Origin of the sequence: Streptoalloteichus tenebrarius (assembly GCF_024171885.1) — a bacterium.
GTDB classification, from domain to species: domain Bacteria; phylum Actinomycetota; class Actinomycetes; order Mycobacteriales; family Pseudonocardiaceae; genus Streptoalloteichus; species Streptoalloteichus tenebrarius.
This window is the reverse complement of the sequence record NZ_JAMTCP010000001.1, coordinates 100,072-111,238: the sequence shown is the minus strand read 5'-3', so window position 1 is coordinate 111,238 and position 11,167 is coordinate 100,072. Positions and strand designations below refer to the sequence as shown.

General features: G+C 71.8%; 10 protein-coding genes. 5 read left to right on the top strand and 5 right to left on the bottom strand.

Going from position 1 to position 11,167, the window contains the following annotated elements; all coding sequences use genetic code 11:
• Positions 1-246: 246 nt before the first annotated feature.
• Together LX15_RS00490 and LX15_RS00485 are read right to left on the bottom strand one after the other, a co-directional pair.
• Positions 247-1,002 (bottom strand): MBL fold metallo-hydrolase, encoded by a 756-nt coding sequence (locus tag LX15_RS00490; RefSeq protein ID WP_253667419.1) that lies wholly within the window; start codon positions 1,000-1,002, stop codon positions 247-249.
• Positions 1,003-1,279: 277 nt separating this feature from the next.
• Positions 1,280-1,897: a pentapeptide repeat-containing protein gene (locus tag LX15_RS00485; RefSeq protein WP_253667418.1), complete on the bottom strand. Its 618-nt coding sequence runs from the start codon at positions 1,895-1,897 to the stop codon at positions 1,280-1,282.
• A 343-nt stretch (positions 1,898-2,240) separates the two neighbouring features.
• On the opposite strand from LX15_RS00485, the gene LX15_RS00480 reads away from it, so the two are divergent.
• From LX15_RS00480 to LX15_RS00470, 3 genes are all read left to right on the top strand, one after another.
• The gene (locus LX15_RS00480; protein ID WP_253667417.1) at positions 2,241-2,453 is read left to right on the top strand and encodes a hypothetical protein; all 213 of its coding nucleotides are present in this window, start codon (positions 2,241-2,243) and stop codon (positions 2,451-2,453) included.
• A gap of 392 nt (positions 2,454-2,845) precedes the next feature.
• Entirely contained in the window at positions 2,846-3,634 is a 789-nt protein-coding gene (locus LX15_RS00475; RefSeq protein ID WP_253667416.1) for a hypothetical protein, read from the top strand.
• Between the two features lie 82 nt (positions 3,635-3,716).
• Positions 3,717-4,592 carry a tetratricopeptide repeat protein gene (locus tag LX15_RS00470; RefSeq protein ID WP_253667415.1) on the top strand — a complete coding sequence of 292 codons (876 nt, stop codon included), beginning with the start codon at positions 3,717-3,719 and terminating at the stop codon, positions 4,590-4,592.
• A gap of 559 nt (positions 4,593-5,151) precedes the next feature.
• Here the strand turns inward: LX15_RS00470 and LX15_RS00460 are convergent.
• The 3 genes from LX15_RS00460 to LX15_RS00450 form a co-directional block, all read right to left on the bottom strand.
• On the bottom strand, positions 5,152-5,847 hold the full coding sequence (locus LX15_RS00460; protein ID WP_253667414.1) for an HAD family hydrolase: 696 nt from the start codon (positions 5,845-5,847) through the stop codon (positions 5,152-5,154).
• A gap of 238 nt (positions 5,848-6,085) precedes the next feature.
• Positions 6,086-7,771: an FAD-dependent monooxygenase gene (locus LX15_RS00455; protein ID WP_253667413.1), complete on the bottom strand. Its 1,686-nt coding sequence runs from the start codon at positions 7,769-7,771 to the stop codon at positions 6,086-6,088.
• A 3-nt stretch (positions 7,772-7,774) separates the two neighbouring features.
• Positions 7,775-8,740, bottom strand: a complete 966-nt coding sequence (locus LX15_RS00450; protein WP_253667412.1) for an MBL fold metallo-hydrolase — start codon at positions 8,738-8,740, stop codon at positions 7,775-7,777.
• Positions 8,741-8,950: 210 nt separating this feature from the next.
• Here LX15_RS00450 and LX15_RS00445 point away from each other — a divergent pair, with 210 nt between their 5' ends.
• Both LX15_RS00445 and LX15_RS00440 read left to right on the top strand, forming a co-directional pair.
• Positions 8,951-9,853, top strand: a complete 903-nt coding sequence (locus LX15_RS00445) for a LysR family transcriptional regulator (protein WP_253667411.1) — start codon at positions 8,951-8,953, stop codon at positions 9,851-9,853.
• A gap of 575 nt (positions 9,854-10,428) precedes the next feature.
• A complete protein-coding gene (locus tag LX15_RS00440) occupies positions 10,429-11,085 on the top strand; it encodes a polysaccharide deacetylase family protein (RefSeq protein WP_253667410.1) in 657 nt (218 codons plus the stop codon).
• Positions 11,086-11,167: the final 82 nt, after the last annotated feature.

Here is an 11,167-nt window from a genome sequence, read left to right as displayed (position 1 = left end):
GATCAGGGCAGACCCGCCTACCCAGTGATGTCGAGTTGCGCCGCCACATCTTTGATCGACACTGCGCCATCGTCGGTCACGGACAGCCATCATGTCCCGTTGCCCTCACGAGCGAACGTCCGCGGGGAGAGACCCCCGACGGGTGTTCGTCCTCGCGCCTGACATCACTCCTGAGTCATGCGCTCGCGGCGTCGGCGGCGACCCCCAGGGCCGGGGAAATCCCGGAGACGCACCGTGCGTGCGCGCTCAGCGGGCTGGTCGCGCCGTCTCGGTTACCCGGTCCAGCGCCATGGCCACCGCCGACGCGAGCGGGCCGTACCACGGATCACCGTGCCCGGGGACGAGGACGCCGGCGTCGAGCGCGCCGAGCGCGTCCAACGCCGCCACCGAGGCGCCCGTCGAATGGGAGAAGAAGGACGGGAGCAGGTGTGGACCGACGAACCGCGAGGTCGGATGGCCGGTGACCAGCGCGTCGCCCGTGACGACGACCCCGGCCCCCGGCAGGTGGTACGCGCTGTGCCCCGACGTGTGGCCGTGGCAGGCCACGGGAACCGGCCGGCCGGGCAGGTCCAGCGGGCCGTCGTCCGGGAACGGCCGCGCGTGCGGGACGGCGAGGCGCCGCAGCGCCCCCGCCCGGCTGATGCGCGCGCTCCAGGCGAGGACGGACGGCCGCCACGCGCGCAGGAGGATGTCGAGCGGGGTGGCCTGTTCCACGTACTCCCGGCGGGCGTGCGCGACCTCGTCCGGGTCCATGTAGACGGGGACGCCGTACCGCTCGTGGAAGTGGTTCAGCGCGCCCATGTGGTCGAGGTGCGCGTGGGTCAGCAGGATCGCGCGGACGTCCTCGGGGCGGCGGCCGAGCGCGCGGATCGCCTTCTCCAGGGCGGGCACGTCGCCCACCCAGCCGCCGTCGATCAGGGTCAGCTCCGTGCCCTCGCGCACGAGCACGCAGTTGACGTCGGTCCCTCGCACGCGGAAGACGTTCCTCGCGACCTCACGCACCCCGGGCTCCCCTCGACTCGACACGTCGGAAGACGACGAGCTGGGGTTGATGGTCTCCCTGTTCCCGGCGACACGCCAGAGCCGTCGGCCCGGTGTTGCCCACTCGCATGACCCACGTCGGGTCGGCCTCCACCCGTCAGCGCCAGGCCCCCTCCCCTCCACCCTCCGGCGACGAAAGGCGGAGGACGGGAACCGCCTGTCGTCCCACGACCCGCGAACGGAGGTGCCCGACATGGACACTCCACTGTGGAGCGTCCACTGTGGTTCGCGTGGCGGGTCAGCGGATGCGCAGCCCCAGCGCCGTGACCAGGACGAAAGCCTGGTCCGGTTCGATGGTGGCGCCCCTGAGGTTGACGGTGAGCGGGTCCATCGCGGACAGGTCGCTGCCCCGCAGGTCCGCTCCGGAGAAGTCGGCGCCGTGCAGCCACGCGTCGGCGAGGTCGACGCCGACGAACGTCGCGCCCTGGCAGCGGGTCCCGGCGAAGTCCACCTCGCGCATCCGCACGCGGGTGAACGACGCTCGCCGGAGGTCGGCGCCGGGAAGGCCGACCAGCGACCAGTCCCCGCCCGAGACCTTCATCAGGTCGTGGGTGCAGCGGTCGAACATGCTGCCCACCAGCTTGCAGTCGACGAAGGTCGCGTCGAAGAACTTGCACGCCGTGAAGGTGCAGTTGACGAACGCCGACTCCTGGTGGACCGACGCGTTGAACTCGACGCTCCGGAACGTGCACTCGGTGAAGGTGGCGCCCCGGCTGGTCAGTTCCATCATGTCCACGTCGAGGAACTCCGTGCGCGCGAAGTGGTCCTCGGCGGTCAGCTCCGCGCGGTCCCAGTCGCGGTCGAGCACGGTCGTGTCCGTCGGTGGCGGGGGCACACCGTTCCTGCGTTCAGCCACGGAGGTCCTGTCGTCGTCGGGCGGCGGTCGGCGCGCGACCGGTCGAACCGGGCGTTGACCCGGGCGAACCCGGGTCGGGGCCGGCCGGTGGGCAGTCCCGTTGGACGGTATCTGATCGACGACGAAGGCACCCAGATGCGGACAAAAGGCACTCACCCCTCCCTGACGACCCAGCGACGAGAGGCAGTCCGGGGCAGCGCACGCGTCCTATCAGCGTAACGATCAGTACTCCATTCGCCCGGAAGGGAACGACTTTTCGGACCTATTTCCCATGTACGCCTTCCGTGTGATCCACGCCTCCGAGTAGGTAATGAGCGCCCAATCCACATGGAGGAGGAAAGCCATGCGACGCGCTCTCGCCCTGACGGGCACGACGCTGATGGCCGTCGGCATCGCGCTGGCGGCGGCCACCACCGCCGAGGCCGCGACCGTGACCCGGCAGGACTGCCGGCACGGAGGCGGCACCGTGAAGTACGAGAACTACTGGGACAACGGCTGGAAGACCAAGGCCACGTGCATCGGTGGCGTGTACAACGGCTATGACGTGACCGGCTGATCGATCGCCGGGAGGTCAGCTCCTCCCGTTGTCCCCCTGTGCCGCCGGGCCTGCCCCCTCGGCGGCACCCCGACCGACATGACGGTCAGCCGTGCGCCAGCCGAAGGCCCGTGGACAGGTGACCGCGTTGTCCGGAGCTTGTCCGGAGCTTGTCCGGAGCTTGTCCGGAGCTTGTCCGAGCCTCGCCTGGGGCTCGTCCGGGGCACCGCGGCGCACCGGTGGTGCGCCTTTTCTCGTTCCGGCCACCGCGCCGAAGGCCACGGGCCGGATCGACGACACCGCCCGAGGCAGGACGCCGCCGGACGCGCCCGACCACCCGGCTCCGGCGCTCCTGACACAGGTCGCACGGCAGGACCGCCCGACCGCGGTTCCAGCCACAGCAGGAGAACCCCATGGCCGAGATTCCGGCCGGCGCCCCGGAGGACCTGGGTCCGCTCGTCAGCGTCCACCGCGTCGCCAACCGTCGCCGTCTCGGGGTCGCGGTCCGCGCCCTGGGGATCACCGCGCTCGCCACGATCGTCGCGGTGGGCCTCCTCGCCGTCGAGGACGGCGGGATCATGTCCGGCTCCGGGACCTCCCGCGTCGCCAGGATCTCCGTCATGCTGGCCCTGGTCGGTCTGTTCGTCACGGTGAGCTACGGGACGAAGGCGTTGCGGGGCGGGCAGAACGAGCACTTCCAGCTCCGCGAGCACGGCCTCGTGCACGTCACCGCGCGACGCACCAGGATGTGGGAGTGGGACGACCTGGCCACGATCCGGATCAGGGCGAGGGCGCGGCCGCCCGCGCTCGCGGTCGCCCTCGGCAGCCACTACCAGGCCCGGATCACGCGGATGGACGGCCGTGGGATCACCATCACCGGCCTGACCGAGGGGCACGAGGCCCTCGGACACGCGATCGCCCAACACTGCGAGCAGGTGGGCGAACGGATCAACCGCCGGTTGCGCTGGGTGTGGCTGGCCCTGACCGCTCCCTGTGTCCTCGCGATCGTCCTGATCGTCAACCACATCAACGACCACCAGGACGGCAGGCAGGTCATCGACCACGGCGGCTACCGGGAGGAGATCTACACCCCCGGGCTGACGGACTCCACCACGTTCCTGCTCACGATGGGCATCGCGGCCAGCAGTCTGCTCACGTGCGTCTTCCTCGCCATGTTCCTCCGCACGTTCACCCGGAAATGAGCCACCCCCAGCCCCTCACCACCGCGCCGCCGCCTCCCGGGCGTGGGTTAACGTCCGGCAGAAATCCGGGAGGGGGCACGACATGCGCGAGCAGGACGTCGCGTTGTGGAACGAGGGCGACCAGGCGTGGGAGGCGGGCGACTGGGCCAGGGCGGGACGGGTCTTCGCCGACCTCGCCGCACGGAACCCGGGGGACGCGAACGAGGCGGCCTGGTGGTTCAACGCCGCCCTGGCCCACAAGAACCTCCGCGACTGGCCCTCGGCGCTGGAGCTGGGCAGGCGCGCCGCCGCGCTGGTCGAACCAGGAACCGGCGAGCCCGCCTTCTGGAACCTCGGGATCGCCGCCACCGCCCTGCGCGACTGGGCGACCGCCCGACAGGCGTGGATCGACTTCGGGATCGACGGGATCGATCCGGGCGAGGACAGCCTGGAGGGCTACTTCGGCCCGGTCTGCATCCGGCTCGACCCGGCGACGACCGGCGAGGTCGTGTGGGGCCGCCGGATCTGCCCCACCCGCGCCGTCGTGCTCAACGTGCCCATGGCCTGCGACCGGCGGTTCGGCGACGTCATCCTGCACGACGGCGTCCCCGACGGGGAACGGGTCCTCAACGGCCACCCGGTCCCCGTGTTCGACGAGATCGAGGTCTGGCAACGGTCCGAGCTGCCCACCTGGGCCGTCGAGGTCTCCGCGCCCGACGCGAGCGACCACGAGGCCCTGCACAAGCTGTTCGCCTCCGGGAAGTGGGGCGTCGAGGCGGGCAGCGCGATGAACATCATCTGCGAGTGTTGTTCCCACGGCAGCCTCGCCGTGCGGCGCACCGTCCCGACCGGGACGCGGACCATGTGGCTCGCCGCCCCTGCCGACGTCGCCCGCGACCTGCTGGCGCGGTGGCGTGACGAAGCCCCTGACCGGCGGACGGTCGGCAAGCTGCACACGATCTCCGCGCCCTCCGCCTGACCCGGTTGTCGGCGACCCACGCTCAGGCCTGTCCTCAGAGCGGGTGTGGCTGATCTGGTGTGGCCTCGGGGTGGGGCGCGCGGGCACGAGTTGACCGACGAGCGGTGGCAGGCCATCGAACCGCTGTCGCCCGCCTCCGGGGCGAAGGGACGTCCGCCGGTGGACGAGGCGTCGCGTGATCAACAGGAGAGCTGCCAGCTCACCATGCCCTCGGTGGCTCCCTCGGCGGACCGTCCACCAAGATCCATCTCGCGTGCGACCGGCATGGCCGACCGCTGTCGATCGTGTCAACGGGCGGTCATGCCAGTCGCACCCACACCGGGTGATCGCGGCCAAGAGCTACTCCAGGCACACCATCCGCACCGCGCCGCGCCGCCGGCCATCCGAGCCATCATCCCGGAACTCTGACGATCGGGCTTCGAGGACAGGCCCTCGGCCTCCCGTCACGTGGTGGGAAACCGAGCGGCGGCTCACCCTGAGCTTGGTGCTCGGACAGGACGCCGATATGTCCTATCAGGACAGTCCACAAGAGACCTCTCTCGGCCACCTCGTTCGGGGCCTATGAGACTTCCACCTGCTGGTGATCGGGCTCTGGGGCTGGCGCCCGGAGACTGTGCGGGCGGAGGAGGTGTGGCGGCACGTCCGCGAGCTGGCGGACCACGTGGTCGGCCGCCGAGTAGTCGAGGGCGCGGGTGAGCGGGGTGGGGACGGCGACGACGGTCATCCCCGCCGCCTTCGCCGCCGCGACCCCGGCCAGCGAGTCCTCGAACGCGACGCAGGCCGCCGGGGCGACGCCGAGCCTGCGCGCCGCCTCCAGGTAGACCGCCGGGTCGGGCTTGGCCGCCGGCACGTCGTCAGCGCCGACCACCGTCTCGAAGTGGTGGGCGAGGTCGTAGTGCCGGAGCCAGCGGCCCACCCAGTTCCGTGACGCGGCCGAGGCGACCGCGAGGCGGAACCCGGCGGCGGACAGGTGCGTGAGGAACTCCGGGACCCCGGGCACGACAGTGACGTTGTCCGGCGTGAGGAACAGGTCCCACAGCTCGGAGAGCCGGTCGCGTAACCGCTCCTTGTCGCCCGCCCGCGGTGACGTGGAGGCCAGCCGTTCCAGAAGCGCCTCACCGCCCAGGGGGAGGCCACACGCCCGCGCCCACACCTGCGTCGGCAGCTCGACGCCCCACTCGGCGAACAACGTGGACCAGGCGAGGAAGTCGGCCTGGATGGAGTCGACCAGGACGCCGTCGTGGTCGAAGATCACGACGGCGTCCTGGTGGTCACGCCGCGGATCGACGGCACCAGGGAGCCCGATGTCCGGCGGACCGGCGCGCCGTGGCGGCTCCGGTGGTTCCGTTTCGCCTCCTGGGCTCAGGAGCATGGCGTTCTCCTCACTGGCTGCCCTTCCCCGAGGACGGGGTCAGCGGTCCCTGGCGTCGAAGGTCAGGACGGCGCCAGGATGCACCGAACGCCGGCAGGCCACCAGAACCCGGGCGGACACGTCACCCCGGTGCCTCCGAGATGACGCCGTCCGACGGGCGTGCGGACGAACCCGCTCCCCCACTGGTGGGCACGTTCTCACCGTCATGGCGGGCAGAACCCAACGCACGACGGACAGCCGCACCGAGATCCCCCGGTGTTGGCTCGGAGAGCACGGCCGCGATGTGCCCGTCGGGACGGATCACCCACGCTTCCCGGGGGCGCGCGTCGAGGACCTCGGCCACGGTTCCGGCGCGGTCGATGTCGGCGAGGCGAACCACCCGGAGCGGGGCGCTGACCGCCCCCTCCAGCGCCCCGGCGGTCGCTGCCGGGTCGACGCCCTCGGTGGTGAGGACGAGGAACCCGTCCCTGACCAGCTCCCGGAGCCGGGACGCTCCGGGCGCGGACACGGGCGCGTCCGGGACGAGGACTCCCGGGACGGCGGGCGGCGCGTGACCACGGGGTGGCCGGCCGGGGAACGGACGCGTGGCGCTCGGCGTGGTCAACGGGGAGTCCACGTACCAGAACGGCTCCGCGAACCGCCCTGAGTCCACTGTGGACCTCTCGTCCGGCGCGGCCACGGCCGCGTCCAGCAGGGCCCGGCGCGCGCGCCACTCGGCCTCGCCCCTGGGGACGAGGAACCGCATGGTGGCGCTGGTGACCTCGATGTTCTCGACCGCGGCCGCGAGCCGCTCGGTGTGGTAGCTGTCCAGCAGCGTCTCGGGCGCCCACCCCCGCAGCACGAAGGCGAGCTTCCACGCCGCGTTCTCCGCGTCCGCGACCCCGGAGTTGAGCCCACGGGCGCCGAACGGCGCGACGACATGCGCGCAGTCGCCGGCGAGCACCACCCGACCGACCCGCATCCGGGGCACCAGGCGCGAGTGGAAGCGGTACACCGACCTCCAGACGATCTCGTACGGGCGGTCGCCGACGATCATCCGGATGCGGGCGTCCAGCGCGCCGCCGGCCTCCTCGGCCGCCAGGTCGAAGTCGGCCGGCACCTGCCAGTCGATCCGGTAGGTCGAGTCGGGGCACGGGTGGATGAGCACCTGCCGGTCCGGGTTCCACGCCGGGTCGAAGTAGAACCGGCGTTCGGACTCCCAGCCCGGCAGCTCGGCCCGGATGTCGCAGATCAGGAACCGGTCCTCGAAGCTGCGCCCCTCGAACTCCAGGCCGAGCGCGCGGCGGACCGAGTGCCCCCGCGCGCCCGCGCACGCCACGGCGTAGCACGCCCGGAGCTGGACCTCGCCCCGGTCCGTCGCGCAGGTGAGCGTGACGCCGCTGTCATCCTGCGCGATGCCGGTGACCTCGTGGGACCACCGCACGTCGATCAGGGGCTGTTCGGCGATGCGCTCGTCGAGGACCTGCTCGGTGCGGCACTGCGAGATGTTCACGAACGGCGGCAGCGGAGAGCGGCCCCGGTCCACAAAGGACCACGCGAACAGCTCGTGCTCCCGGTAGAAGGTGCGCGCGGTGGTCCAGGTCAGGCCCTCCTCGGCGATCCGACCGGCCCCCAGCGAGGCCCACACGTCGAGCACGTCGCGTTGCTGGCAGATCGCCCTGGACCCCGCCGCGTCCCGTGCCGGGCGCTGGTCCAGCAGGAGGACGGGCACGCCCCAGCGGGCCAACAGCAGGGCGGTGGTCTGCCCCACCGGTCCGTTGCCGACGACGGCGACCGGGTCACCGCCGTGCGGAGACAGGGGGCGCACGCCTCACGCGCCCTGGAGCTGGTCCCAGACCTCGCGGTCGCGCCGCGCGGTCCAGATCCGCGGCCAGTCGATCCCGTCCAGCTCGTCCCACAGGCGCGAGACGTCGAACGGCAGGCAGTGCTCGAAGATCGGCCACCGCCCGTACTTCGGGGCGAGCGCCGCGTGGGTCGCGTCGAACGCCTCCTTGAGGGTGCCGCCCCGCGCGTGCACCGCGCCGACCTTCTCCCGCATGACCAGCAGGAAGTCCCGGGTCTGCTCGATCGCCGCCGCCACGGCGTCGCGGCCGCGCGTCACCGCGCCCCGACCGCCGACCAGCGCCTCGGCGTCGAACTCCCGCACCCGGTCCAACGTCGTCGTCGACCAGTCGGCGTGGAACCCGTCCCCGGTGTAGAGGGCCGCCTGCGCCTCCACGAGGTCGCCGGTGAACAGCACGCGCTGGCGCGGCAGCCAGGCGACGATGTCGCCCGCGGTGTGCCCGCGCCCGCAGTGCTGGAGGACCAGCTCGCCCCGGTCACCGCCGAGCTGGATCGTCATCCGGTCGGAGAACGTCACGTCCGGCCAGGTCAGCCCCGGGATCGTCTCCGGCTGCCTGAACAGGCGCGGCATCCGGCCGAACTCGCTGTCCCAGTCCTCCCTGCCCCGCTCGGCGATGAGCTTCCTGGTGTTCTCGTGCGCGACGATCACCTCGGCGTCGAAGGCCGAGGCCCCGAGCGTGCGCACCGCGTGGTAGTGGCTGAGCACCAGGTACCGCACGGGCTTGTCCGTGTGCTCGCGCAGCCTGGCGAGCCAGTCCCTGGCCGCCGCCGGCGTGGCCCTGGCCTCGAACGCGACCAGGAAGTCCTCGCCCTCCACCGCGCCGACGTTCGGGTCGCCCTCCGCCGTCAACGCGTAGACCCCGTCGGCCAGCACCTCCAGCGTCTCGGTCTTCTCCGACAGGTCGGCGGAGGACGCGAACGGCTTCGTCGTCATGCTCGGTCTCCCTTCGTCTCCGAGGAACGGCCGCGCGCTCGGCGCCCCGGTCAGACCAGCTCGCGAGGGGCGGGAACCCCGCCCACGAGGGGCGCGCCCGGGACCGGGTCACCTCGGGTCCCCGGGCCGTTCCGGACGTCACGGGAAACGTGCCACCGATCACAACATTGGTAAAGTACGAGAAATCTCCCATCTTCTTCGGGAGGACCGATGAACCAACCCCGGTTCACCCTGCGGCAGCTCCGCTACTTCGTGACGATCGCGGAGTGCGGCACGCTGAGCGAGGCCGCGAGCCGGCTGCACGTCGCGCAGCCGACGTTGTCGCAGGCGCTCACCGACCTCGAACGCGCGCTCAGGGTCCAGTTGTGCGTCCGCCGCAGGGCGCACGGCATCACCCTGACGCCGTCGGGCCACCAGGTGTTGCGGCAGGCCCGGCACCTCCTGCGGCAGGCGGAGGACCTGGAGAGCGCCGCGTCAGGGCAGGGCTCGTTGACCGGTGTGCTCTCGGTGGGCTGTTACGTCACGCTCGCGCCGACCGTGCTCCCCCCGCTGCTCCAGGGGTTCTCCGCGCCGCACCCCGAGCTGACGGTCGAGTTCAGCGAGGACACACAGGACGTGCTCCAACAGCGTCTGCTCCACGGCGAGCTGGACCTGGCGATCCTCTACGACATGGACGTGAACCCGGAGCTGGCGCGCACCGTCCTGCACACCGTCCGGCCCCACGTCCTGCTGCCGGCGGACCACCCGATGGCCGACCGGTCGTCGGTCTCGCTCCGCGACCTCGAACCGGAGCCCATGGTGCTACTGGACGCGCCCCCGAGTTCCCACAACACCCTGGCCATCTACGAGAACCTCGGCCTGGTGCCCCGCGTCCGCTACCGGCCCAGCACGATCGAGACGACCAGGGCCCTGGTCGGCAGGGGCATGGGGTACGCCCTGTTGGTCCAGCGGCCGAACCACGACCGCACGCACGAGGGACGCCGGGTCGTCGTCAAGGAGATCGCGGAGCAGGTGCCCTCGGCCAGGGTGCTGCTCGCGTGGCCCCGCGCGACCCGGCTCAACCGCAGGGCCGAGGAGTTCGTCCGCTTCTGCCGGGAGAACTCGGCCGCCTGACGCCGGCCAGAGCCAGAGCCGAAGCCGGAGCCAGAGCCGGTTTCGACCATCCGCGCCGATCGAGGTTCCGGCGATCTCCTCGGTGGGACGGCAGGTGCTGGTCGGCGTCGTCGGACTGGCCATGGTGGCCACCGGGATCGCGCTCCGGACGCACGAGGCAAACCGTCGCCCTCGCCGGAAGCGGCCACGACGAGCAGACCGGCGGCGACCTGCGCCGCACGCGCCCGCGCCCAACCCGTCAACCGGCGGATCCGTTGCCGAACCTGGCCCAGGGCAACGAGTTCCGCATGGTGGCTCCACGCGGCAGCGTCAACGCCGCGTACGTCGTGCACCTCCGGCTCACCGGCATCGCCACGAACAACGACCTGACCTGGACGGCCACCGCGTGGCAGGACGGCGATGCCTGAACCGGCGGCGCTGCGCCAAGACGCCGTCTGGCCTAACTTCATCACAGGACGCCAGGCTCCTCTGTTGAAGTCAGGGCGTCTCACTCGACCGAAGGTCGTTGTCCCGTGGCCCCGGCGCACAGATAGTGGTGAGTGCCGCCACGGCCACCATCCTCCGAGGGAGGAAGGATGTTCCTGCGCACCTTCGTGGCTCTCGCCCTGGTGTTCGCCCTGCCGACGCCCGCGCACGCGGCGTCGGAAGGCCGCTGTGACGGGTACGTCGCGCTCACCTACGACGACGGGCCGAACGGCTACACGCGACCGCTGCTCCGGGCGCTGCGGTCGGTCGGGGCACGAGCCACCTTCTTCGACGTCGGCTTCCGGATGGAGAAGAACCCGGACGACGTGCGCGCCACCGTCAGGGCCGGCATGTGGCTTGGCAACCACACCTGGTCCCACCCGCACCTGCCCCAGCTCGCGCCCGACGAGCTGACCGAGGAACTGGACAGCACCCAGGAGATCATCCACGAGATCACCGGGCGCACGCCGACGCTGTTCCGCCCGCCCTACGGGGACACCAACCCCGCCGTGCGGGCCGAGGCCGCCCGGCAGGGCATGGCCGAGGTGCTGTGGACCGTCGACACGCTCGACTGGAGCGGGCGGAACGCCCAGCAGATCATCGACTCGGCGCTCACCGCGAAGGCGCGCGGCATCGTGCTGATGCACGACGGCTACCAGCCCACCGTGGACGCGGTCGAGCCGATCGTGCGCGGTCTACGGGCCAAGGGACTGTGCCCCGGCAAGATCGTCAACCGCGACGGCACGCCCGTGGTGACGGCCCCGTGACGTGACCACTCCGGCCCGACCGCTCTCCGGTCGGGCCGGAGAGCGCACCGTGTTCGGGTCGTCGCCGTGCCCGGGACGACCC

What these genes read in the sequence shown, in the direction of transcription:
- LX15_RS00480 (WP_253667417.1), top strand. Translation starts at nt 2,241, where the DNA reads ATGCGACGCGCTCTCGCCCTGACGGGCACGACGCTGATGGCCGTCGGC.
- LX15_RS00475 (WP_253667416.1), top strand. Translation starts at nt 2,846, where the DNA reads ATGGCCGAGATTCCGGCCGGCGCCCCGGAGGACCTGGGTCCGCTCGTC.
- LX15_RS00470 (WP_253667415.1), top strand. Translation starts at nt 3,717, where the DNA reads ATGCGCGAGCAGGACGTCGCGTTGTGGAACGAGGGCGACCAGGCGTGG.
- LX15_RS00450 (WP_253667412.1), bottom strand. Translation starts at nt 8,740, where the DNA reads ATGACGACGAAGCCGTTCGCGTCCTCCGCCGACCTGTCGGAGAAGACC.
- LX15_RS00445 (WP_253667411.1), top strand. Translation starts at nt 8,951, where the DNA reads ATGAACCAACCCCGGTTCACCCTGCGGCAGCTCCGCTACTTCGTGACG.
- LX15_RS00440 (WP_253667410.1), top strand. Translation starts at nt 10,429, where the DNA reads ATGTTCCTGCGCACCTTCGTGGCTCTCGCCCTGGTGTTCGCCCTGCCG.